The sequence below is a fragment of the Actinosynnema sp. NPDC053489 genome (genome assembly GCF_044544865.1).
In the GTDB taxonomy this organism is placed as follows: Bacteria; Actinomycetota; Actinomycetes; order Mycobacteriales; family Pseudonocardiaceae; genus Actinosynnema.
The window spans coordinates 35,786-59,243 of sequence record NZ_JBITXT010000004.1 but is presented as its reverse complement, the minus strand read 5'-3'; the positions used below and the strand labels follow the sequence as shown (position 1 = coordinate 59,243).

20 protein-coding genes are annotated in these 23,458 nt (G+C 73.1%); 5 read left to right on the top strand and 15 right to left on the bottom strand.

What is annotated here, in order from left to right; all coding sequences use genetic code 11:
- Positions 1-24: 24 nt before the first annotated feature.
- Complete coding sequence (locus ACIGNX_RS10045) at positions 25-1,065, bottom strand: polysaccharide deacetylase family protein (protein ID WP_396538312.1); 1,041 nt, start codon at positions 1,063-1,065, stop codon at positions 25-27.
- Between the two features lie 129 nt (positions 1,066-1,194).
- On the opposite strand from ACIGNX_RS10045, the gene ACIGNX_RS10040 reads away from it, so the two are divergent.
- Both ACIGNX_RS10040 and ACIGNX_RS10035 read left to right on the top strand, forming a co-directional pair.
- Positions 1,195-2,772, top strand: coding sequence for a putative glycoside hydrolase (locus ACIGNX_RS10040; RefSeq protein ID WP_396538310.1), 1,578 nt, complete (start codon positions 1,195-1,197; stop codon positions 2,770-2,772).
- Positions 2,769-3,557, top strand: a complete 789-nt coding sequence (locus ACIGNX_RS10035) for a DUF3152 domain-containing protein (RefSeq protein ID WP_396538308.1) — start codon at positions 2,769-2,771, stop codon at positions 3,555-3,557. The genes ACIGNX_RS10040 and ACIGNX_RS10035 overlap by 4 nt, the downstream gene beginning before the upstream one ends.
- Before the next feature lie 62 nt (positions 3,558-3,619).
- On the opposite strand, the gene ACIGNX_RS10030 is transcribed toward ACIGNX_RS10035, so the two are convergent.
- From ACIGNX_RS10030 to ACIGNX_RS10015, 4 genes are read right to left on the bottom strand one after another with little or no spacing between them, the layout of a single operon-like run.
- Positions 3,620-4,990 carry a GH1 family beta-glucosidase gene (locus ACIGNX_RS10030; protein ID WP_396538306.1) on the bottom strand — a complete coding sequence of 457 codons (1,371 nt, stop codon included), beginning with the start codon at positions 4,988-4,990 and terminating at the stop codon, positions 3,620-3,622.
- Complete coding sequence (locus tag ACIGNX_RS10025) at positions 4,987-5,865, bottom strand: carbohydrate ABC transporter permease (protein ID WP_396538304.1); 879 nt, start codon at positions 5,863-5,865, stop codon at positions 4,987-4,989. Before ACIGNX_RS10025 ends, ACIGNX_RS10030 begins: the two co-directional genes overlap by 4 nt.
- Before the next feature lie 9 nt (positions 5,866-5,874).
- Positions 5,875-6,795 (bottom strand): carbohydrate ABC transporter permease, encoded by a 921-nt coding sequence (locus tag ACIGNX_RS10020; RefSeq protein WP_396538302.1) that lies wholly within the window; start codon positions 6,793-6,795, stop codon positions 5,875-5,877.
- Positions 6,795-8,039, bottom strand: coding sequence for an extracellular solute-binding protein (locus tag ACIGNX_RS10015; protein ID WP_396538300.1), 1,245 nt, complete (start codon positions 8,037-8,039; stop codon positions 6,795-6,797). The genes ACIGNX_RS10020 and ACIGNX_RS10015 overlap by 1 nt, the downstream gene beginning before the upstream one ends.
- Positions 8,040-8,311: 272 nt before the next feature.
- Here ACIGNX_RS10015 and ACIGNX_RS10010 point away from each other — a divergent pair, with 272 nt between their 5' ends.
- On the top strand, positions 8,312-9,346 hold the full coding sequence (locus ACIGNX_RS10010) for a LacI family DNA-binding transcriptional regulator (protein ID WP_396538298.1): 1,035 nt from the start codon (positions 8,312-8,314) through the stop codon (positions 9,344-9,346).
- 10 nt (positions 9,347-9,356) lie between these two features.
- Here ACIGNX_RS10010 and ACIGNX_RS10005 read toward each other — a convergent pair whose 3' ends face one another.
- From ACIGNX_RS10005 to ACIGNX_RS09980, 6 genes are all read right to left on the bottom strand, one after another.
- Complete coding sequence (locus ACIGNX_RS10005) at positions 9,357-10,292, bottom strand: hypothetical protein (RefSeq protein ID WP_396538296.1); 936 nt, start codon at positions 10,290-10,292, stop codon at positions 9,357-9,359.
- The gene (locus ACIGNX_RS10000; protein WP_396538294.1) at positions 10,289-10,870 is read right to left on the bottom strand and encodes a hypothetical protein; all 582 of its coding nucleotides are present in this window, start codon (positions 10,868-10,870) and stop codon (positions 10,289-10,291) included. The genes ACIGNX_RS10005 and ACIGNX_RS10000 overlap by 4 nt, the downstream gene beginning before the upstream one ends.
- Before the next feature lie 82 nt (positions 10,871-10,952).
- Entirely contained in the window at positions 10,953-12,122 is a 1,170-nt protein-coding gene (locus tag ACIGNX_RS09995; RefSeq protein ID WP_396538292.1) for a zinc-dependent alcohol dehydrogenase, read from the bottom strand.
- The gene (locus ACIGNX_RS09990; RefSeq protein ID WP_396538290.1) at positions 12,119-12,547 is read right to left on the bottom strand and encodes a hypothetical protein; all 429 of its coding nucleotides are present in this window, start codon (positions 12,545-12,547) and stop codon (positions 12,119-12,121) included. The genes ACIGNX_RS09995 and ACIGNX_RS09990 overlap by 4 nt, the downstream gene beginning before the upstream one ends.
- Positions 12,548-12,624: 77 nt before the next feature.
- Positions 12,625-12,846 carry a hypothetical protein gene (locus ACIGNX_RS09985; RefSeq protein ID WP_396538288.1) on the bottom strand — a complete coding sequence of 74 codons (222 nt, stop codon included), beginning with the start codon at positions 12,844-12,846 and terminating at the stop codon, positions 12,625-12,627.
- Complete coding sequence (locus ACIGNX_RS09980; protein ID WP_396538286.1) at positions 12,843-13,568, bottom strand: BTAD domain-containing putative transcriptional regulator; 726 nt, start codon at positions 13,566-13,568, stop codon at positions 12,843-12,845. The genes ACIGNX_RS09985 and ACIGNX_RS09980 overlap by 4 nt, the downstream gene beginning before the upstream one ends.
- A 200-nt stretch (positions 13,569-13,768) precedes the next feature.
- Between ACIGNX_RS09980 and ACIGNX_RS09975 the strand changes: the two genes are divergently transcribed.
- Together ACIGNX_RS09975 and ACIGNX_RS09970 are read left to right on the top strand one after the other, a co-directional pair.
- Complete coding sequence (locus ACIGNX_RS09975; RefSeq protein WP_396538284.1) at positions 13,769-14,629, top strand: manganese catalase family protein; 861 nt, start codon at positions 13,769-13,771, stop codon at positions 14,627-14,629.
- Positions 14,630-14,693: 64 nt separating this feature from the next.
- On the top strand, positions 14,694-15,926 hold the full coding sequence (locus ACIGNX_RS09970) for an Nramp family divalent metal transporter (RefSeq protein ID WP_396538282.1): 1,233 nt from the start codon (positions 14,694-14,696) through the stop codon (positions 15,924-15,926).
- Between the two features lie 3 nt (positions 15,927-15,929).
- Here the strand turns inward: ACIGNX_RS09970 and ACIGNX_RS09965 are convergent, their stop codons facing one another.
- The 4 genes from ACIGNX_RS09965 to icmF form a co-directional block, all read right to left on the bottom strand.
- Complete coding sequence (locus ACIGNX_RS09965; RefSeq protein ID WP_396538280.1) at positions 15,930-16,718, bottom strand: MBL fold metallo-hydrolase; 789 nt, start codon at positions 16,716-16,718, stop codon at positions 15,930-15,932.
- Between the two features lie 28 nt (positions 16,719-16,746).
- Complete coding sequence (locus tag ACIGNX_RS09960) at positions 16,747-19,413, bottom strand: hypothetical protein (RefSeq protein ID WP_396538278.1); 2,667 nt, start codon at positions 19,411-19,413, stop codon at positions 16,747-16,749.
- Positions 19,410-19,958 carry a hypothetical protein gene (locus tag ACIGNX_RS09955; protein ID WP_396538276.1) on the bottom strand — a complete coding sequence of 183 codons (549 nt, stop codon included), beginning with the start codon at positions 19,956-19,958 and terminating at the stop codon, positions 19,410-19,412. Before ACIGNX_RS09955 ends, ACIGNX_RS09960 begins: the two co-directional genes overlap by 4 nt.
- Positions 19,959-20,044: 86 nt before the next feature.
- On the bottom strand, positions 20,045-23,284 hold the full coding sequence (gene icmF / locus ACIGNX_RS09950; RefSeq protein ID WP_396538274.1) for a fused isobutyryl-CoA mutase/GTPase IcmF: 3,240 nt from the start codon (positions 23,282-23,284) through the stop codon (positions 20,045-20,047).
- Positions 23,285-23,458 lie beyond the last annotated feature (174 nt).

Genomic DNA, 23,458 nt, shown 5'->3' with positions numbered 1-23,458 from the left:
GTTCCACGAACGGCCCGGGCGGGGTCAGTAGGCCGTGGCGCGGTCGGCGAAGTGGGCGGCGGGGGTGACGCCGGCCGAGGCCGGGTAGGAGATGCGGTCCGGGGTGCCGTCCGACGTGTAGCGCTGGGCGGGAGCGGCGGCCAGTTGGTCCAGCCACGCCGTCGAGCCGTAACGGGCGTCCTCGCCGGCCGGGTCCTGCGAGCGGATGCGCGGCGTGCTCGCCGGGTCGAAGGTCGACGCGAACGGTGACGGGGCCGGACCCGCGCCCACCATCAGCACGCACACGTACTCGTACGCCGTCCCCTCGGCCCCGCCCCGCAACGCCAACCCCCCGTTCGACGGCGCCGCGCCGAACGGCAGCGCCAGGCTGGTCACCCGGTAGTCCGGCACCGCCCGCTCGATCTCCCGCTGCCCGGACGCGATCGCCTCCTGCGCCTCCCGCTCCCCCGCCGTCGCCAGGTTCGTGTGGTCGCGCGTGTGGTTGCCGATCTCGAAGCCGTGATCGCGCAGCCAGCGCAGCGCCGCCCCGTCCGGGGAGTCGAACGGCCCCGCGTTGACGTACAGGCTGGCCACCGGCCGGAAGCCCGGGTGCCGGGCGGCGACGTCCAGCAGGATCGCGACGGCCGTCCCGGCCGCCGGTTGCCCGTCCGGGCCGAGCGCGAACTGGGTCGCGTCACCGTCGTCGAACGTCAGCACGACGGGGTGCGCGCCCGCCAGCAGGTCGATCCGCCCGGTCGCGTACTCCGTCGTCGTCACCGGCACGTAGCCCTCGGCCACGAGCCGTTCCAGCTCCGCCCGGAACGCCGCCGGCGTCCGGTCGTACACCGACGTCGGCTGCTCGACCAGCCGGTGGTACATCAGGATCGGCACCTGGCCCAGCTCGTTCGCGCCCACGGCGGCGGGGTCGGGCGGCGCGGCGGGCGACGGCGCCGCGGTGGACGGCCCGGGCAGTTGCGCCGCCGCCTGCTGCGGCGGGTCGGCCGCGTGGTGGGTGGCGCACCCGCAGCACAGGGCCCCGACGAGCGCCAAGACGGTCCGGACGAGCCCCCGCGACGTGGTCTTCACACCCCGATGTTGACTCGCCCGGACCGGCCCGACACGGCTGTACACCCCATCGGATGACCTTCGGTTTGGCCCCCGGTCGCCCGGTCAAGTCGCTGGTTGCCGCTGCCCCGCCCAGATCGGAGTCGCCCGATGTCGGATTCGCCCCGCAAGCTCAAGCGCGTGCTGATCCCCGTGGTCGGCGTGGTGGTGCTGCTGCTGGTCGCCGGGGTCGTCACGACGATCGTGTACGGCCGCGGCGTCGGCCTGGCCGTCGCTGAGCTGGGCGAGGGAACCGCTGTCACTCCTTCGGGTGTCGAGCGCGTGTCCATCACGACCGCGGACGCCGGCGGGCTCGACCGTGTCACCGTGCAGGTGGACGGACAGCCGGTCGAGGCGCGGCGCGCGGACGGCCGCATCACGTTGGGCGGGGTGCGGCTCGCCGAGGGCAGGCATACGCTGGCGGTGCGGGCGGCCAACCCGCTGCCGTGGATGCCGGACGTGCAGGTGCAGCGCGAGTTCACGGTGGACGCCACGCCGCCGACGCTGACCGTGGAGGTGGCCGAGGCGCAGTCGCCGCGCGGCCCCGTCACGGTGAAGGGCGCCGCCGAGGGCGCGGAGTCGGTGCGGGTCGGCGACCAGCGGGTCCCGGTGCGCGACGGCCGGTTCGAGGCGTCGCTGGCGTCGGTGCCGGGCACCCTGCAGGTCGAGGCCGCCGACGCGGCGGGCAACGCGCAGCGCAGCGACGTCGCGGTGAAGGTCATCCACCCGGGGATGCGCGCGGTGCACATGAGCGCCGCCGCGTGGGCGACGGAGTCGTTGCGGGACCCGGTGCTGGCGCTGGCGCGGGAGCACCGCATCGACACGGTGCAGCTGGACATCAAGGACGAGAGCGGCGAGATCGGCTACGACTCCCGGGTGCCGCTGGCCCGGGAGATCGGCGCGAACCGCAACTACTACGACGCCCGCGCGGTGGTCGACGAGCTGCACAAGGCGGGGTTGCGGGTGGTCGGCAGGCTCGTGGCGTTCCGCGACCCGGTGCTGGGCAGGGCGTCGTGGCAGTCCGGCGCGCGGGACCGGGTGGCGCAGAACACCTCGGGCGCGCCCTGGTCGGCGCACTACGGCGAGTACGCGTTCACCAACTTCGCCAACCCCGAGGTCCGCGCCTACAACGTCGCGCTGGCCGAGGAGGCCGCGTCGCTCGGCTTCGACGACGTCCTGTACGACTACGTGCGGCGGCCGGACGGCCCGCTGGGCCAGATGGTGTTCCCCGGCCTGGCCGTCAGCCCCGAGCAGTCCATCGTGGACTTCCTGAAGGACAACCGGGCCGCGGTGCGGGAGCACGGCGCGTACCTGGGCGCGTCGGTGTTCGGGATCGCGGCCCACAGCCCGCAGGACGTGGCCCAGGACATCGCGGCCATGGCGACGCAGGTCGACTACGTCTCGCCGATGGTCTACCCGTCGCACTGGGGTCCGGGCGAGTACGGCGTGGACGACCCGAACTCCAAGCCCTACGAGATCGTGCGGGCGTCGGTGGCGGACTTCGTCGGGATGACCAAGGGCACCGGGTCCACGGTCATCCCGTGGTTGCAGGCGTTCTCGCTGGGCCACCACTACGGGCCCGGCGAGGTGCAGGCGCAGGTCCGGGCGTCCGCGGACGCCGGTGCGCGGTCGTTCCTGCTGTGGAACGCCGCGTGCACCTACGACCCCGCCGGGTTGGAGCCCGCATGAAACCGGTGTCCCTGCTGCCCTACCTGACCGGCGTGTGCCTGGCGGCGACGACCGTCGTGGCGCTCGACGTCGGCTCCGCGGCGCGGTCGACCACGGTGGCGTGGCCCGCGTCGGGTGTCCTGCCCGGCACGGCGGCGGCCACCGCGCAGGACGCGGCGCCGGTCGAGGCGTTGCGCGCCGGCGCGGACCTGCCGCCCGGCCCGCCGTTCCCGGAGCACGGGTCGGGCACGTGGCACGTCGTGCCGCCACCGGGTCGCGGCGCCACGTCCGGCACGCCCTACGCGGTCGAGGTGGAGGACGGCGTGGTGCTGCCGCACGGTGACGACTCGTTCGCCGCCGTCGTGGACCACGCGCTGCGCCACCCGCGCGGGTGGGCGGGCAGGCACCCGTTCCGCCGGGTGGGCGGCGACGAGCAGCCGGAGCTGCGGATCAGGTTGACCTCGCAGCGGACCGCGCGGGCGCTGTGCGGGTTCGAGCTGCCCTACGACACGTCGTGCCGGGTCGGGTCGGTGGTGCACCTGAGCACGGCGCGCTGGTTCCGGGGCGCGCACACCTACGGCGGTGACCTGCGCGGTTACCGGATCTACGCGGTCAACCACGAGGTGGGCCACTTCCTGGGCCTCGGCCACGAGCCGTGCCCGGCGAACGGCGCGCCGGCGCCGGTGATGATGCAGCAGACGTTGAGCGTGGACAACGACGGGCTCGCCTCGATCACCACCGGCAGCGACCAGGGCCTCGCGATCGTCCCGGACGGGAAGGCGTGCCTGCCGAACCCGTGGCCGTGACCCGGGCCGGGATGGGCCACCGTCGCGCGGACGCGCCTCCGCGCGGCGGTGGCCTGGCGGGGTCACCCGGCCGCGGCCGTCCTGGCCCGCTGCTCGGCGACCAGGTCGCGGTACCAGTGGAAGCTCGCCCGCGGGGTGCGCTCCAGGGTGTCGTAGTCCACGTGCACGAGGCCGAACCGGTGCTTGTAGCCGTGGGCCCACTCGAAGTTGTCCAGGAACGACCAGACGAAGTAGCCGCGCAGGTCGACGCCGGCGGTGAGGGCGTCGTGCGCCGCCGCGAGGTGGACGCGCAGGTAGTCGATGCGCTCCTGGTCCACGAAGTCCGGGCGGTCGGGGTAGACGCACCCGTTCTCCGTGACGTACACCGGCGGCAGGCCGGGGTAGCGCTCCTTGAGCCCGACGAGGGTCTGGGTGAGCCCTTCCGGCTCGACGGGCCAGTTCATCGCGGTGCGCGGCACGTCGGGCAGGCGCGTGGTGTCGATGCCGACGTCGATGGACGTGCGCGTGGCCGGGTCGGGGTCGCGGTGCGGCGCGTCGGCCACGTGCTGCCGGTAGTAGTAGTTGATGCCGACGTAGTCCAGCGGCGTGGAGATCAGCTCCAGGTCGCCGTCGCGGCGGAACGACAGGTCGGTGACGCCCGCGAAGGTCTCCTCGTAGTCCTCGGGGTAGCGGCCGGCGAACAGCGGGTCGGTGAACTGGCGGCGCAGCAGCAGGTCGTGGCGGCGGGCGGCGGCGAGGTCGGCGTCGGACCCCGTGACGGGGGTCGACGGCGACTGGTTGAGCACGATGCCGAACTGGTGGCCGGGGGTGCCGCGCATCGCCTGGACCGCGAGCCCGTGCGCGACGAGCAGGTGGTGGGCGGCGGCGAGCGAGCCGTGGCCCTCCCGCGCGCCGGGGGCGTGCCTGCCCTCTCCGTAGCCGACGATCGAGGAGACGTACGGCTCGTTGAACGTCGTCCACTTCGTGACCCGGTCGCCCAGGGCGTCGTGCACGACCGCCGCGTACTCGGCGAAGCGCTGCGCGGTGTCGCGCGACCGCCAGCCGCCCAGCTCCTCCAGCGCCTGCGGCAGGTCCCAGTGGTAGAGGGTGAGGAACGGCTCGATGCCGCGTTCGAGCAGCCCGTCGACCAGGCGGCTGTAGAAGTCCAGGCCGCGCGGCTCGACCCGGCCCGCGCCCTCGGGCAGGATCCGCGGCCAGGCCACGGAGAAGCGGTAGGCGTCCACGCCGAGCTCGCCGAGCAGCGCCAGGTCCTCCGGCACGCGGTGGTAGTGGTCGCACGCGACGGCTCCGGTGTCGCCGCCCGCGACCGCGCCCGGCACCGCGGCGAACGCGTCCCAGATCGAGGGGCCTCGGCCGTCGGCGTCCACGGCGCCCTCGATCTGGTAGGCCGAGGTGGCGACGCCCCAGCGGAATCCTTCGGGGAAGTCGGTCATCCTTTGAGAGCTCCTTGCATGATCCCGCCGACGATCTGCCGGCCGAACAGGAGGAACACCGCGAGCACCGGCACGGTGCCGATCGTGGCCGCGGTGAGCACGAGGGTGTAGTCGGTGGTGTAGCCGCTGGCCAGGGTCGACAGCGCGGTCTGCACGGTCGGGTTCTCCGGGGTCAGCACGACCAGCGGCCAGAAGAAGTCGTTCCACGCCTGCATGAACGTGAACAGGCCCAGCACGGCGGCGGCCGGTCGCGCGGCGGGCAGCACGACGTGCCAGTACAGGCGCAGCGAGCTGCACCCGTCCATGCGGCCCGCCTCCAGCAGCTCGTCGGGCACCGCGCGTTCGAAGTACTGGCGCATGAAGAACACGCCGAACGCGGTGACCAGGCCGGGCACGATGACCGCGTGGATCTCCCCCGCCCAGCCGAAGTCGCTCATCATCATGTACAGCGGGATGACGCCCAGCTCCGTCGGCACGGCCTGGGTGGCGACGACGAGCAGCATGAGCGCCGACCGGCCGCGGAACCGCAGCTTGGCGAAGGCGAAGCCCGCCAGGGTGGAGAAGAACACCACCGAGACGGTGATGGTCCCGGACACGATGAGCGAGTTCGTCATCGCCAGCGCGAAGTCCGACTGGTCGAACACGCGGGCGATGTTGGCGAACAGGTTGCCGCCGGGCGCGAGGACCGGCGGCACGCTGTCGACCTTGTCGGGGGTCTGCGAGGACACGACGAGCGACCAGTACACGGGGAACGCCGACCCGGCGAGCACCGCGATCAACGCCGCGTAGGTCCACGGCCCGGGCAGCCGCAGCGCCCGCCGCCGCCGGGACGGCGCGGGCGCCGGCGGCGCCGGCCGTTCGAGCACGCTGGTCATGGTGTCCTCTCAGTCCGTCCGGATGCGGCGCGCGGCCAGGTAGCTCAACCCGGTGATGGCGACCGTGGCGATGAGCAGCAGCCAGGCGATGGCCGAGGCGTAGCCGAAGTCGAACTTCGCGAAGCCCTGCTCGTAGAGGTAGAGCGCGGCGGTCTGGAACTGGCGGTCCGAGCCGCCGGTCGCCGCGCCCGCACCGGGGTTGAACAGCAGCGGCTCGGCCAGCAGCCGCATGTTGCCCGCGGTCGCGATCACGGTGGAGAAGATGATCTGCGGGCGCAGCATCGGCACGGTGATCCGCCAGAACTGCTGCCAGGAGCTCGCGCCGTCCAGCCGGGCCGCCTCGTACACGCTGGTCGGGATGGCCTGCATGGACGCCAGGAAGATCAGCGCGTGGTAGCCCGTCCAGCGCCACACCACCATGGCGGCGATGGCGGTGTGGGAGCTGCCGGTGCCCGCCTGCCAGTCGACCCGGCCCGCGCCGAACAGCTCCAGCACCCAGTTGACCAGCCCGAAGTCCCGGCCGAACAGCTGCGCGAAGATGATCGTCACCGCGGCCACCGAGGTGATGTTCGGCAGCAGCACGCCCATCCGGAAGAACGTCCGGCCGCGCAGCCGCCGGTTGAGCAGCTGCGCGATGCCGAGCGCGAACAGGATCTGCGGGACGGTGGTGAGCAGCCACAGGCTCAGCGTGTTGCCCATCGCGTTCCAGAAGTACGGGTCCGCGGTGAGCAGCCGGACGTAGTTGTCCACGCCGACGAACGTGGCCGCGTCGCCGTCGAGCAGGTTGCGGTCCTGCAGGGACACCCACGCGGTGTAGAGCAGGGGGAACAGGCCGAACACCGCGAACAGCAGGAAGTACGGCGCGATGTAGGCGTACGGCGCGTACCGGATGTCCCACCGGTGGCGGCGTTCGCGCCAGTCCGTCTTCATCAGTCCTCGAGCCTCTTGACGTCGCCGACGAACTGCGTCCAGGACTCGTCGGGGCTCTGCTTGCCCTGCTCGACGCGCTGCATGGCGTTGCCCAGCTCGGTCTGCACGTCACCGGCCTTGGGGCCCTGGTACTGGGGCTTGAGCGCGCGGGCGGCGTCGGTGAAGACCTTGCCGACGGGCGCGTTGTTGAAGAACGGGTCCTGCTTCTTGGCCACCGACTCCTCGCTGTAGAGCTTCGGCGTGGACGGCAGCAGCCCCGCGGTGGCGAAGACCTTGGCCTGCTGCTCGGGCGCGGTCAGCCAGGCGGCCAGCGCGACGGCCTTGTCGGTGTTCTTGCCCTGCTTGGGCACGGTCAGGTAGGAGCCGCCCCAGTTGCCGCCGCCGCCGGGCACGGCCGCGAGGTCCCACTTGCCGGAGGTGTCCGGTGCCTGGTCCTTGATCTTGGCCATCATCCACGCCGGGCAGGCCAGGGTGGCGAACTGGCCCTGCTTGAAGCCGGTGTTCCACTGCGGGGTGCTGTGCAGCAGCCCGGCGGACAGGCCGTCGGCCACGCCCTGGGCGACCAGGTTCCAGCCCTTGCGGATGTCGGCGTTGTCGCCGACGACGATCTTGTCGTTCTTGTCGTAGTAGCCGGTGGGCGCCTGGCCGACGATGGCGTTGAGCACGGTCGGGCCGCCGTCGAAGAACTTCGCGCCCGCCGGGGCCTTGGCGGCGAACTGCCTGCCGGTGGCCATGAACTGCTCCCAGGTCGGCCACAGCGCGGAGACCTGGTCGCGGTCGGAGGGCAGGCCGGCGGCCTCGAACAGGTCGCGCCGGTAGCAGATGGCCAGGCCGCCGACGTCGGTGCCGTAGCCGATCTGCTTGCCGTCCTTGGACAGCGAGCCCTCCCACTTCCAGTCCAGCCAGCGGTCCTTGACGTCGGAGCCGAGCTCGACGAACTGGCCGGGGTTGGCCTTGAACTGGTTGATGTAGCCGACGTCGACGGCCTCGATGTCGGCCGCGCCGTTGTTGGTGGCCAGGTGGGCGGCCAGGTTCTTGTGGTGGTCGGAGTAGGAGGCGGTGCGGTCGGTGATGTCGACGTCCGGGTGCGCCTTCTCGTACTCCTCGAACAGCTGCTGGTAGCCGAAGTTGCCGAACAGCCCGATGGTGATCCTGGTCTTGCCGTCGCTCGCGCCGCCGCCGCAGCCGGCGACGAGGCTCGCGGCCAGCAGGGCGACGCCGACCAGGGTCGGAGTTCGTCTCATAACGCGGCTCTCCCTCTTCATTGATAAGCGGGCCGTTTTCGGGCACGCCGGAGCCACGTGGGTCGTTCCGGTGGTTTCCGGCGAATTCGGCCGGGTTCCGCGCCCGGCCGCTGTGGTGTACATGACAGCCTCGGTGCGGCGACACCGTCAAGTAACGAAGCGATAACCACCCTGTTGCACCCCTTCGGCGTTTCCGCAGGTGGTACCGTGTCAACCCTGGTCAAGGGCTACTGGCCGGGCGGCTGTAACCGGTTACAAAGAAAGGGCGGGAGATGACCACGATCCGTGAGATCGCCCAGCTGTGCGGGGTGTCCGTGGCGACCGTTTCACGCGTTTTCAACCAGCCGCTGACGGTCAGCAGGGAAAAGCGCGAAGTGGTCGAGCGGGTGGCCCGCGAGCTGGACTACCGGCCCAACGAGTCGGCGCGCGCGTTGGCCACCAAGCGGTCGGGGCTGATCGGCCTGGTGTGGGACACCGACCACCGCAGGCCCGGCTGGCGGCACCCCTACCTGCAGGAGCTGCTGATCGGGTTGAAGTCGGCGCTGAGCGCCCACGGCTACCACCTGCTGATGCTGGCCACGAGCGGCTCGGCGGCGTTGCGGGCGGTCGGCGCGTCGCTGGCGGACCCGGTCGCCTACGTGAACATGACCCGGCGGCACCACCTCGGCGGGCTGGTGCTCATCGACAGCGGTTCGGACGCCCCCGCGTTCGCCGCGTTCGCCCAGTCCGGGCTGCCGTGCGTGGCGGTGGACGTGGACGTCGACGGACCGCGGGCCACCTACGTGACCTCGGACAACGCGGGTGGCGCGGCGATGGCGGTGCGGCACCTGGTCGAGGCCGGGCACCGCCGGATCGCCACGGTCACCGGGCCGCGCGCCAACCGCCCCGCGGTGGACCGGCTGGAGGGCTTCCGGGCCGCGATGGCCGAGGCGGGCCTGCCCGTGCCGCCGGAGTACGTGGTGGAGGGCGACTACTACCGGCCCAGCGGCCAGGCGGCGATGCGGTCGCTGATCTCGTTGCCGCAGCCGCCGACGGCGGTGTTCTGCGCGAGCGACGAGATGGCGGTCGGCGCGTTGCTGGCCGCGCGGCACGCGGGGCTGCGGGTGCCGGACGAGCTGGCCGTGGTGGGGTTCGACGACATCGAGCTGGCGGCCCTGGTGGACCCGCCGTTGACCACGCTGGCGCAGGACAAGGCCGGGATCGGGGTGGCCGCGGCACGCGCCGTGCTCACCATGGTGCACGGCGGGGTGAAGCCCGCGCCCGCGTTCCTGCCGACGAAGCTGGTGGTGCGCGCCTCCAGCCGGTGAGCGGGTCGGGTCAGCAGGTCGGCGGCGGGCTGCTGCCCGGTGGCCCGAACTCCAGCCGCAGCGAGTCGGTGCGGGGCACGACGAACGCCGTGCCGGCCGACGAGCGCCACGTCGCGGGCAGGAACACGTACTGGCCGCCGGACTGCAGCAGCAGCTTCAACCCGTCGTAGCGGTACTTGTAGGCGGTGTCGGGTCCGCCGCACGCCACCTGGCGCACGCCCGCGCCCGACAGGTTCAGGCCCTGCCCGCTGTAGAGCACGACGGCGGGCATGTCGGGCACGCGCGCCTCCACCTCGTACCCGCGCCGCGTGCCGACCGCGCTGGAGTAGTCGCCCACCGACCAGAACAGGCCGATGCCGACCAGCAGGAACGCCGCCACCGCCTCGACGGCGCCGAACCTCGCCCCGCGCCGCTCACGACCGGCGGTGACGCTCCACCACCGCCACGCGAACGCCAGCAGCACCACGCCGGTGGAGAAGCCCAGGCCCGGCAGGCCCGGGTAGCCGCGCATCGTCCCGGGGTCCGCGGTGACCGGCACCGTCACCGCGAGCAGCACCAGGCCGGCCACGGCGGCCACCGGCGCGCCGACCCGCAGCAACGCCGCCCACCTCCGCGCGGACAGCCGGGTGCGCAGGTACCGGGCGAGGAACGTGACGACCAGGACCGCGATCGAGACCCGCGCCAGCGGCAGGAACAACCCGTCGGCACCCCGCGCCAGCACCTCGTCCGGGGTCTGGCTGAGCAGCGTGTAGTGCACCCGGAAGTGGGCGAAGAAGACCTGCGTGGCCACCAGGCCGAAGAAGTACAGCAGGGACGTCAGCAGGGTCGTGTTGGCGACCACGGCCGCCACGATCCGCAACGCCCGCGCGGGCCCGGTGCGCGACTCGGCCGGGTCGGCCGGCGTCGGCGCCGCGACCGCGCCCCGCCGGGTGACGACGGTGGTCACCGCCCGCTGCCCGTGGTGCCGGTCGTCCGGGTGGTCGTCCGGGCGGTCGTCGTGGTCGTGGTCTCGACCGCCGGCTCGGTGGTCGTCGCGGTCACCTGTCCGCTCGACGGCGGGCAGGTCTGGCCCAGGAAGATGGTGATCTTCTCGCCGGGGTGCACGGTGGGCGGAGCGGCGTGCGTGACGCAATTCCCCCCGTCCTGCGACTCGACGTCGAACGTGATCCCGCACAGGGTGTCGCGGCACCGCGGCGGCAGCTTCGGGCGCAGTTGTTCCGTGATCTTCGCTTCCACCTCGTCCGGGAAGTGGCCCTCGAAATTCGTGACGTCGTAGGTGACCGGGCTGCCGGGCACGCCGGGCAGGTCCCGGGTCGTGCGCTCCGCCGTCGCCGGGACGCCGCCGGGAGCCGGGGACGTCGTCGCCCCCGGCTCCGCGGTCGCGGTGTCGCGCGCCGCCCCCGACTCCGCCGGCAGGCTGCCGCCGGCCGGCGTGGTCGGTGGTCCCTGCGGTGTCGTGGCGCACCCCGCCAGCACCGCGCAGGCCAGGATCGTGAAACACCCTCCGGTAGTCGGCCACCTCATCGGCCCTCACCGCCCCGTTGCTCCGCATGGCTCTACGTACTAGGAGCTTCGGGGCAACGGGCCGGATACACCGCAGGGCCGGTCAGGGGCGGAAGACCGCGCGCACGCAGTCGTCCTCCTTGTCCTTGAACAGCTGGTAGCCGCGCGCGCCCTCCTCCAGCGGCAGGACGTGCGTGGCCAGGTGGGTGGTGGTCAGCTCGCCCGACGCCAGCCGGTCGAGCAGCATGGGGATGTAGCGCTGCCCGTGCTGCTGCGCGCCGCGCAGGGTGAGGCCCTTGTTCATCACCGCGCCGAGCGGGAACTTGTCGACCAGGCCGCTGAACACGCCGAGCACGAAGACGCTGCCGCCCTTGCGGCAGTTGTGGATCGCCTCCCGCACCGCGATCGGCCGGTCGGTCTCCAGCTTCAACTTGCTCTTGACCTGGTCGTAGGCGTACTGGGGGCCGTAGCTGTGCGCCTCGCAGCCCACCGCCTCGATGCACACGTCCGGGCCGCGGCCGCCGGTCATCTCGCGCAGCGCCGCACCGATGTCGACGTGCTGGTAGTTCAGCGTCTCCAGGCCGAACACGCCCTCGGCCTGCCGCAGCCGGTAGTCGAAGCGGTCGATGACCACCACCCGTTCCGCGCCGAGCAGCTGGGCCGAGCGGGCGGCCATCTGGCCCACCGCGCCGCTGCCCCACACCGCCACGACGTCGCCGGGCCGCACGCCGCCCAGGTCCGCGCCCATCCAGCCGGTGGGCACGGAGTCGGAGGCGAACACCGCGCTCAGGTCGTCCACGCCCTCGGGGACCGGGATCGCGTTGTGGTCGGCGAACGGCACGCGCACGTACTCGGCGTGGCTGCCCTTGAAGCCGCCCATGGCGTGCGAGTAGCCGAAGATGCCGCCCGGGTCCGCGCCCCAGAGCGCCTGCGTGATGCCGGGGTTGGTGTTGGTGTTGTCGCACAGCGACCACAGGTCGTTGCGGCAGTAGTAGCAGTGCCCGCAGCCGATGAACGACGCCACGACGACCCGGTCGCCGGGCTTGTGGCGGGTCACCCCCGGGCCGACCTCGACGACCTCGCCCATGAACTCGTGCCCGATCACGTCACCGGCCTGCATGAACGGGATGTGCCCGGTGAGCAGGTGCAGGTCCGAGCCGCACGCGGTGCTGTACCGCACCTGGAGGATCAGGTCGCCGTCGTTGAGGATCCCCGGGTCGGGCACCTGCCGCACCCGCACGTCGTTGACGCCCTCCCAGCACAACGCCCTCACAGCCGCCCCTCCCCCGCCGCCTTGCCGATCACCGCGCGCAGCACCTTGCCCGCGGGCCCGGGGTGCGTGGTGGACGGCGTGTCCGGTCGGATCACCGTGCCGGTCTCCAGCAGCGACTTCGTCTTCCGCAACGCCACCCGCAGGTCCTCCCTGGACACGCCGTCCTCGGGCACGGCCAGCAGCTCGGTCCCCCGGTCCCCGGGAGCGGCGCGCAGGCGCACCTGCGCCCGCTCGCCCAGCTCACCCAGGGGTCCGGGCAGCGGCTCCAGCCCGGCCACGTCCTCCAGCGGCCGGTCCACGGTGACCGCGAGCCAGTGGTCGGACCGGTCGCGCCGCAGTTCGCGCCGGCGGGCCGTCACCCGCCGGCCGACCGCGACGGCCGCGCCCACCCCCGTGACGGCCACGACTTTCAGGGCTGCGTTCATCGCTCCACCTCTCGTCCGCGAAGGCCGCGGGGTACCCGCGACCCGGCGGGTCATCCCGACAACGTGAAAACCGTTCGTCACGGGTACGCGACCAGCAGCGCCCCGCCGACCGCCGCCAGCAGCGAGCAGCCCGCGAGCACGTGGGGGCTCAGCCGCTGCCAGGCCGCGATCCGGCGGGCGTCGCGCCACGCGCGCGGCTCGGCCGCCGACACCCGGCACGCCACCGTGAACACGCCGAGGCCGAGCAGCCACACCAGCCCCGTCCACAGCAGGACCGCGCCCAGGGCGCCGCCGTTCACCGGGCCCCGCCCAGCAGCGGCCCGACCAGGCGGCGGATCTCCGCCGACGGCTCCATGCCCAGCTCGGTGCGCAACCGCACCCGGTAGCTGGTGTACTGCCGCACGGCCTGGGCGGGGTTGCCGTCGGCCAGGTGCAGCTCGACGAGCGTGCGGTGCGCGCTCTCCCGCAACGGGTCGGTCTGCACGGCCGCCAGCGCCGCCTGGTGCGCGCGGTGCCGGTCGCCGGTGGACCGGAAGCGGGCGCTGAGCGCCTCCAGCGCCCGCAGCCGCGCCTGGTGCCACCAGTCCCGCTCGGCGACCAGCCACGTCTGGTCCCACCCCGGCAGCAGGTCGGCCTTGAGCAGGGCCACGGCCTGCGGTTCGGGCACGTGGTCGGGCGCGGCGACGGTGGCGGCGAGCCGGCACGCGCGGTGGAAGTCCACCTCGACGTGCGGCACCAGGGCCAGCGCGTCGTCGGTGGTGCTCACCAGCGGCCCGGCGGGCGTGGCGAGCCGCCACAGCGTGGAGCGCAGGCTCGCCGCGGCCCGGCGGGCGGTCGTGTCGGGCCACAGCTGCGCGGCCACGACCGCGCGGCTGACCGGCGCGTCACGCAGGGCGAGCAGGGCCAGCAGCCTGCGGGCGACCGGGATGACGTGCACCTCCACGTGGTCGCACGCCAGGGCGAAGCCGTCGAGCAGTCGGATGGAGGGTCGGAGCTCTGGTCGAGCGCTGGTCACTGACATCGGGGCACACCCATCGGCTTCACGGCATCCAGATCGCACGGGTGCCCTCGAATCGGGCGGGCACACCACCCGTCGGGGTTTTTTCTCGGCCCGCCTACCGGCGGCGGTGACGGTGCGGTGACGCCGCTGTGCCACGTCCGCGCCGCACCGGTCATGCGGCGTTCCTAGCGTCGACGTCATCAGTCGACCGAGGAGGCGTCATGTTCCTGCACACCAGCAGGTTGCAGTTCGAGGCAAAGCCCGCACAGCCCGACGCGCTGTTCGCGCGCAAGCTCCAGGAGCTGATCGGCGGCGCGTACGGCGAGATGACCGTGACCATGCAGTACCTGTTCCAGGGGTGGAACTGCCGCATGGAGGGCAAGTACAAGGACCTGATCATGGACGTGGCCACCGAGGAGATCGGCCACGTGGAGATGCTGGCCACGATGGTGGCCCGGCTGCTGGAGGGCGCGCCGTCGGAGGTGGCGGCCAAGGCGGTCGAGGACCCGGTGATCGCGGCCGTCGTCGGCGGCATGGACGTGCAGCAGGCCATCGTCAGCGGCGGCGGGCCCACGCTGTCCGACGCCAACGGGGTGCCGTGGAACGGCCGGTACATCGTGGCCAGCGGCAACCTCATGGCCGACTTCCGGGCCAACGTGGCCGCCGAGGCGCAGGGCCGGTTGCAAACCGCGCGGTTGTACAACATGACCGACGACCCGGGCGTGCGCGACATGCTCAAGTTCAACCTCGCCCGAGACACCGCCCACCAGAACATGTGGCTGGCCGCGATCGAGGAGTTGCAGGAGGACGGGCTGGAGGGCCCGATCAGCCCGAGCGCGCTGTTCGAGGAGGAGCACCAGGAGCACGCGGGCACGATCTGGCACAACTCCGACGGCACGTCCGGGCCCGAGGGCCGCTGGGCGACCGGGACCGCACCCGACGGCTCGCACGAGTTCTCCTACGTCATGGACCCGGTGCCGCTGGGCGACAAGGCGTCCGCGCCCACGCCGGACCCCCTGCTGTACGCGACCAGCCCGGCCAACCTCGGCCTGATCGAGCGGGCGATCCGCAAGCTGACCTGACCACCCGCGTGGCGGTCGCCCGAACGTGGGCGGCCGCCACGGCACACCCGGAAGGCACGGTGGAATGGTCGGAATCTCCTCGAGCACCCCGGTGGTGGCGCGACTGCGCTCGGCCGCCGTGGTCATGGGTCCCGCGTTCGTGGTCGCGGTCGCGTACGTGGACCCGGGCAACTTCGCCACCAACATGGCGGGCGGCGCGACGCACGGTTACCTGTTGCTGTGGGTGATCGTGGGCGCGAGCGCGTTGGCGATGTTCATCCAGTACCAGTCGGCCAAGCTCGGCGTGGTCACCGGGCGCAACCTGCCCGAGCTGTGCCGCGAGCACTACCCGCGACCGGTGACCGCGCTGCTGTGGGCGCAGGCCGAGCTGGTCGCGATGGCGACCGACCTGGCCGAGTTCGTCGGCGCGGCGGTGGCGCTCAACCTGCTGTTCGGGGTGCCGCTGCTGCCCGCCGCGGTGATCACCGCCGTGGTGTCGGCCGCGGTGCTGGCGCTGGCCCCGCTGCGCCGCCGCCGGTTCGAGTCGGTGATCGTCGGGCTGCTCGCGGTGGTGCTCGGCGGGTTCCTCTACCAGGCGTTGCGGCTGGGTCCGCCGACGGGCGCGGCGGCCGGGCTCGTGCCCGGCTTCGCGGGCGCGGACAGCGTGCTGCTGGCCACCGGCATGCTGGGCGCGACCGTGATGCCGCACGTCATCTACCTGCACTCCGCGCTGACCCAGCACCACCACACCACCGACCCGGTGGCGCGGCGGCGCACGCTGCGGGCCAGCCGCGCCGACATCGTGCTCGCCCTCGGCGTCGCCGGGGTGGTCAACGCCGCCATGCTCGTCGTGGCGGCGGGCGCGTTCCACGGCGGGGGCTCGGCGCGGGAGTCGCTGGAGGACATGCACACCGGGCTGGGCGACGTGCTCGGCCCCGGCGCGGCGCTGGCGTTCGCGCTCGCGCTGCTGGCCTCGGGGCTGGCCGCGTCCAGCGTCGGCACCTACTCCGGGCAGGTCGTGATGGAGGGGTTCCTGCGCCGCCGCATCCCGCTGGCCCTGCGCCGGCTGCTCACCATGGCGCCGGCGCTGGCCGTGCTCGCGCTGGGCGTGGACCCGACCCGGGCGCTGGTGCTCAGCCAGGTGGTGCTGTCGTTCGGCATCCCGTTCGCCCTGGTGCCGCTGCTGCTGCTCGGCCGGCGGCGCGACGTCATGGGCGAGGCGGTCAACCGGCGGGCCACCACGCTGTTCGGCGCGGCGGGCGTCGCGACCATCTCGGCGCTGAACGTGTTCCTGCTGGTTCGCACGATCGCGGGGTGACGCTCACCCCGGCAGGGTGAACGTCGAGCCGCGGTCCACGCACGTCACGGTGACCGGCGGCTTGCGCCGCTCCACCTCGGCGACGAAGTCCGACAGCGGCGACTTCATCACGCTGTAGTCGTCGAAGTGCACCGGCACGGCCTGCCGGGGCCGCAGCAGCTCCAGCAGGTCGACGCCCTGCTCCCCGTCCATCGTCAGCAGCACGCCGAGCACCTTCGTGCCGCCCAGGTGCAGCACGGCGACGTCGATGGACGGGTAGCGCTCGCGGATCTCGCGCAGGTCGTCGTGCACGAGCGTGTCACCGCTGAGGTAGAGCCGCAGCGGCGTGGCGGTGGGCGTGGCCCGGTACTCCACCATGCTGCCCATGACCGGCGGCAGCAACCGGGCCAGCCCGCCCCGCGCGTGCCGGCCGGGCAGCGCCGTGACGGTGAGGCTCGCGTCGTCCTTGCGCAGGCTCAGGTCGGCCCACGTCGACAGCGCCACGGGTTCCCGGAACCCGCGCCGCTCCAGCCGCCGCGCGGCGTGCGGGGTGGTCAGGATCGGCAGGTCGCGGTCCAGCTCGCGGGCGGCGATCCGGTCGAAGTGGTCGCCGTGGAAGTGCGACAGCACCACGGCGTCCAACGGCGGCAGGTCGCCGATCCCGACGGCCGGGTCCTTGACCCGCTTGGCCAGCACCCCCTGGCCGATGTGGGTCCACTGGCCGCGGTGCAGGAAGTTCGGGTCGGTCAAGAGGGTGAACGGACCCAGCCGCAGCACCGTGGTCGCGTTGCCGACGAAGAACAGCGAGTTCATGGCGGCGGGGTGCCCCCGGACGGCCCGGTCAACCCAGCCCGCGCAGCACCTCCCGCACCCGGGGCTTCCACGGCCAGTTCGCCGCGTTGTCCGGGCAGCGCAGCGCCAGCTCCCACACCCGCCGCGCGCCGTCCTCGTCGCCGAGGGCCGCCAGCGCGCGGCCGTAGTAGAACAGGTCGCGCGCCAGCTCCTCGCGGTGCGCGGGCGGGTCGCCCAGCTCGTCGGCGGGCAGCCGCCCGAACAGCTCCGCCGCGGTCTCCCAGTCCCCCGTCACCGCGGCCGCGCGGGCCCGGTACCGGTCCAGCAGCTCGGGCCGGCCGCTGTCGGCGTACCACTGGTCCTCGGCCAGCGTGGCGAGCCGTTCGGCGACCTCGTCCCGGTCCTCGGTGAACAGGGCCAGGTCCAGCAGTTGCGCGTGCGCCGAGGTGGTCCACCGCGTCAGGTGCGGGCTGGTGACCTCACCGCCGGTGAACAGCGCCAGCGCCTCCTCGTGCGCGGCGCGGTACTCCTCGGGCGCGACCGTGCCGCCCAGCAGCCCCACGCGCATCGCGACGAGCCGCGTGAAGGCCGCGCCGACCCGGTCGCCCGCCTCCTCCGCCGCGTCCACCGAGCGGGTGAACCACTCCGCCGCCCGCGCCGGCTCGCCGTGCAGGAACTCCAGGTACCCCAGCTCGTAGCACAGGACGGCCCGCTGCCGCGTCGAGGTGACCCGGTCGAGGTCCTCCACCGCCGCCACCGCCTCGACCAGCAGCCGCCGCGCCTCCTCCAGGTCCGCGGGTCGCCCGGTGCGGCGCAGCCTGGTCGCCTGGCCGTGCGAGAACTCCAGCAGGGCGACGGACCGGCGCTGCTCGTCGGCCACCGCGTCGGCGAGGTACTCGGGGTCGGTCAACCGGGTCAGGACCTCGCGGTTCAGCCCGGCCGCCGCCGGCCGGTACCCCAGCACCGCGTGCAGCGTGCCCGCCAGGTCCGGCACGCCCTCGTCCACCAGGCGGGAGACCACGCCGCTCAACCCGCCGGCGATCGCGGACCCCGCCGGCGTCGACCCGCCCTCCAGCGCCGCCCAGGCGTCCACGTAGTCGGCCAGCACCGCGTCCAGGCCGCGCCGCCGCGCCTTGGCGAGGCCGTGGTCCGGCGCGGCCAGCAGCGCGGTCAGCGCCCGGGCGCAGTCGGCCCGCAGCTCCGGCGACCCGGCGAGCCGGATGCCCGAGACCAGGTGCGCCACGGTGTGGTCGAGGGCGTAGTCGTCGTCGCAGGCGGCCCAGTCGGCGCCCCAGCGGTCGATCAGCCGCTCGGCGATCAGGTAGTGGTTCTCGTCGGCGTCCACGTGCCAATGATCCACCATCGGATGATCTTCCGCCGAGATCAGGAACTCGGCGAAGCTCAGGTGGCACAGCCGCAGCCCGGCGTCGTCGCGGGTCAGCAGCTGCCCGAGGTGGTCCAGCGCCCGCGCGGCCTCCCGCTTGCGGCCCGCCAACCGGGCCAGGTCGAGCAGCGCCGCGCGCGGCAGCGGGGCGCGGGCCACCGCCAGCACGTCCAGCAGCGGCCGGCACACCTCGTCCCAGAACCGCAGCCCGGCCGGCGCCTCCCGCTTCTCCACCGTGCGCAGCACCAGCGTGAGGAAGTACCCGTAGAACCCCTCCAGCCCCGCGGGCAGCACCGCGAAGTCCGCCAACGCGGCCACCCGCGCCGCGTCACCGGCCTCGGCCGCGTCCCGCAGCGCCGCGCCCCACAACGCCAGGTACAGGAAGTTCCCGTCGGCCTGCGCCGCGATGCGCCGGGCCAGCCAGGCCACGCCGCTCGCGCGCACCACCGGCAGCCGGGCCACCGGCGGGTCGGTCAGCAGGCCGCGGGCCAGCTGCACCAGGTCGCGCCGGACGTCCTCGGCCGCGGCCTCGATCGCCACCTCGCGCACCCGGTCGCCCTGGCCGCGCCGGAACCGCTCCAGCAGGCGGTCGTCGGGCCGCGCGGACGCCACCACCCGCACGTTCGCGGGCAGCTCCGGAGCCTCCGCCAGCCAGTCCAGCACGTCGGCGCCCTCCGCGCCCGTCGCCCGGAACCGCAGCTCGTCCAACGCGTCGACCAGCACCACCACCAGCGCGTCCGGCTCGTCCTGGGCCAGCCGCCGGGCCGGTTCCAGCAACGCGAACTCCTGCAGGTCGGGCACCGGCAGGGACCGGGTCTCCGACACCACCAGCCCGACCTCGACGCCGACGACGTCCCCGGCCACGACGTCCGCCCGCTGGGCGACCCGCAGCGCCGTGTGCCGGAACGGCGACACCCGCCACACGTCGACCCGCGCGCCGACGGCCCGCCCGTGCACCTCGCCGAACGACTGCTCGACCCGCACGTCGACGTCGGCGCCCATCACCCGCGGCCGCAGCGCGGCGAGCTGGTTGCCCAGCCGCAGCAGCAACGACTTCGCGTCACCACTGGCCAGCGGCCCGCCGTCCAGCCGGTTCAGGAAGTACCGCGGCGACACGCCGTACCGGCGGGCCAGCCACGCCATCACCGTGCTCTTGCCCGTGCCCGGACCGCCCAGCAGCAGCACGAACCGGCAGCCGGGGTCGGCGAAGTGCCCCTCGATCCGGTCCAGCAGCCAGGTCCGCTCGACCAGCCCCCGGGCCAGGTGCTCGTCGACCACGTCCTCGAACAGCAGCTCCGCCGCGGTCAGCGCCGGTAACGCCGGGTCGGTCACCCGCCGATCCGATCCACGTCCACGCCGATCACCTCGGCGTTCTCGCCGACCTCGGTGACCCGCACCGCCGCCCGCACGGTCGCGCCGCCGGTCACCGCCCGCGCCCGCACCGCCGCCGCGTACCCCGCGACGCTCTCCACGTCGATCTCGCCCTCGACCACCGGACCGGAGGTCTCGCGCCGCTCGCCGCGGAACGTGATGCGCTGCCCGTAGACCGCCTCCAGCAACCGGCGCACCGCGTCCGCGGACTCCAGCAGCTCCCGGTCCCCGGACGCCACCGCCTCCACCCCGTCGGCGTAGTCCTGGAGCCTGCGGCGCAGCTCGCGCAGGTCCGGCTCCACCCGCTCCAGCACCGCGTCGTCCGCGCGCAGCGGCAACCGCAGGCCGCCCTCCAGCTCCGGCACCGCCCCCGGGCTCACCTCGATGGCCTCGTCCCGGCGCTCACGACGCCGCTTGAGCAGCTCCGTCGCCTGCCCGTACAGGAACTTGACGCCCTCGGTCAGCGCCGCGGCGCCGAGCACCGACAGCGTGAGCGGATCGGCCATGCTTCCCCTCCCCCGGATCGCGTGATCAGGAGGGTAGTACCGCCGATCCGCCACGCGGGCAAGTGCCCCGTGCGCCGGTCATCCGATCAGACGTTGCGCCGGTACTGCCCACCCACCTCGAAGAACGCCTCGGTGATCTGCCCCAGCGTGCACACCCGCGCCGCGTCCATCAGCACGTCGAACACGTTCTCCCCCGCCGCGGCGGCCTCCTTCAACCGCCGCAGCGCGGGCTCGGCCTCGGCGGCGTGCGCGGCGGCGAACGCGCGCGTCCGCTCCACCTGCGACCGCTTCTCCTCCTCGGTCGCCCGCGCCAGCTCGATGGACACCGGCTCCCGCTCCCCGTGCTCGGGCAGGAACGTGTTCACGCCGATCAGCGGCAGCGAACCGTCGTGCTTGCGCTGCTCGTAGAGCATCGACTCGTCCTGGATGCGACCGCGCTGGTACCCCGTCTCCATCGCGCCCAGCACACCGCCGCGCTCGGAGAGCCGGTCGAACTCCGCCAGCACCGCCTCCTCCACCAGGTCGGTCAGCTCCTCGACGACGAACGAGCCCTGCAACGGGTTCTCGTTCGCCGACAGGCCCCACTCCTTGTTGATGATGAGCTGGATCGCCATCGCCCGGCGCACCGACGACTCCGTCGGCGTCGTGATCGCCTCGTCGTAGGCGTTGGTGTGCAACGAGTTGGTGTTGTCGTACAGCGCGCACAACGCCTGCAGCGTCGTGCGGATGTCGTTGAAGTCCATCTCCTGCGCGTGCAGCGACCGCCCGGAGGTCTGCACGTGGTACTTGAACTTCTGCGACCGCTCGTTGGCCCCGTACCGCTCCCGCATGGCGATCGCCCAGATCCGCCGGGCCACCCGGCCGATCACGCTGTACTCGGCGTCCATGCCGTTGGAGAAGAAGAAGGACAGGTTCGGCGCGAAGTCGTCGACGTCCATCCCGCGCGCGAGGTAGGACTCGACGTAGGTGAACCCGTTGGCCAGGGTGAACGCGAGCTGGCTGATGGGGTTCGCCCCGGCCTCGGCGATGTGGTAGCCGGAGATCGACACCGAGTAGAAGTTGCGCACCTTGTGCCGGATGAACCACTCCTGGATGTCGGCCATCATCCGCAGCGAGAACTCGGTGGAGAAGATGCAGGTGTTCTGCCCCTGGTCCTCCTTGAGGATGTCAGCCTGCACGGTGCCGCGCACGGTCGCCAGCGCCAGCGCCCGCAGCTCCCCGGCCTCCTCCGCCGACGGCTCGCGGCCGTGCTCGGCGCGGAACTTGTCGAGCTGCTGGTCCACCACCGTGTTGAGGAAGAACGCCAGGATCGTCGGCGCCGGCCCGTTGATCGTCATCGACACCGACGTGGTCGGCGCGGTCAGGTCGAACCCGTCGTAGAGCGCCTTCATGTCGTCCAGCGTCGCGATCGACACCCCGGACGTGCCGATCTTGCCGTACACGTCCGGCGGGGTGTCGGGGTCGCGCCCGTACAGCGTCACCGAGTCGAACGCGGTCGACAGCCGGGTCGCCTCCGAGCCCTGCGACAGGTACTTGAACCGCCGGTTCGTGCGGAACGCGTCACCCTCGCCCGCGAACATCCGCGCCGGGTCCTCGCCGTCCCGCTTGAACGGGAACACCCCGGCCGTGTACGGGAAGCGGCCCGGCAGGTTCTCCTCGCGCAGGAACCGCAGCAGCGTGCCGTCGTCCTCGTACCGGGGCAGCGACACGCGCCGCACCTTGGTGCCGGACAACGTCTCCCGGGTCAGCTTCGTGCGGATCTCCCGGTCCCGCACCCGGACCACCATCTCGTCGCCGCTGTAGTCCTCCACCACCCGCGGCCACGACGCCAGCAGCTCCGCCGACACCGCGTCGACCCGCTTCTCCGCCGCCTCCAGCAGCGACGTGATCGCGGCCGTGTCGTGCCCGGCCGCCTCCAGCTCCGCCCGCGCCGCCCGCAGGTGGGCGGCCCGCCGCACCGCGTCCACGTGCGTCTCCGTGGCCCGGTGGTAGCCGCGCACCGTCTCGGCGATCTCCGCCAGGTACCGCACCCGGGTGGGCGGCACCACGGTCGCCGCCGACGTCGACACCCTGCCCGCCACCGCAGGCAGCACGCCCTCGGCCACGTCCAGGCCGCGCCCCGCCAGCTCGCCCCGCAGGTGCTGGTACAGGGCCGTCACGCCGTCGTCGTTGAACGTCGCCGCCGAGGTGCCGAAGACCGGCATGTCCTCCCACGACGCCCCGAACGCCTCCCGGTTGCGCACCAACTGCCGCGCCACGTCCCGGCGCGCGTCCTCGGCGCCGCGCCGCTCGAACTTGTTGATCGCGACCACGTCGGCGTAGTCCAGCATGTCGATCTTCTCCAGCTGCGACGCGGCGCCGAACTCCGGCGTCATCACGTACAGCGAGAGGTCGACGAACGGCACGATCGCCGCGTCGCCCTGCCCGATGCCCGGCGTCTCCACGACGACCAGGTCGAACCCGGCGGCCTGGCACGCCAGGATGGCGTCGGCCAGGCCCTCGGGCACCTCCGAGCCCGCCTTGCGCGTCGCCAGCGAGCGGAAGAACACCCGGTCGCCGTCCAGGCAGTTCATCCGGATGCGGTCGCCGAGCAGCGCGCCGCCGCCCCGCCGCCGGGTCGGGTCGACCGCCAGCACCGCCACCCGCAGCTTGTCCTGCTGGTCGAGCCGGAACCGGCGCACCAGCTCGTCGGTCAGCGACGACTTGCCCGAACCGCCCGTGCCGGTGATGCCCAGGACCGGCACCGACCGCTCGGCCGCGACGTGCGCCATCCGGTCGCGCACGTCCGCCGGCAGCGCACCGGCCTCGATCAGCGTGATCGCCCGCGCCAGCACGTCCTCGCCGCCGGTGAACAGGCCGTCCCACGACGACGGCGGGCGCTCGGCCAGCGGGTGGTCGCACGCCTCGACCATCGTGTTGATCATGCGGGCGAGGCCCAGCTCCTGCCCGTCGGCCGGCGAGAAGATCCGCGCGACGCCGCGCGAGTGCAGCAGCTCGATCTCCTCGGGCACGATGACGCCGCCACCGCCGCCGAAGACCTTGATGTGGCCGGCCCCGCGTTCGGCGAGGAGTTCCACCAGGTAGGTGAAGTACTCGACGTGACCGCCCTGGTAGGCGCTGATCGCGATGCCCTGCACGTCCTCCTGGACGGCCGCGGCGACGACCTCGCTCACCGACCGGTTGTGCCCGAGGTGCACCACCTCGGCGCCCTGGGACTGCAGGATGCGGCGCATGATGTTGATCGCGGCGTCGTGCCCGTCGAACAGGCTGGCCGCGGTCACGAAGCGAACCGGGTGCGACGGGGTGTGCAGCGGTGCAGCGGTCACGACTGGCTCCTTCGGCAGCGCGGAACTGCCTCCAGATTACTAGGACATCCGTCTATCGGAAGTAGGAGGAGTTGTGCGCCGGGTCACCGCGCGGGAGGGTCCTCGACCGGTTTGCCAACCCTGGTCGTGCGCCGTTCCGAACAGCCGTGTAACTTCCGTCCAAACGGGGTAGAG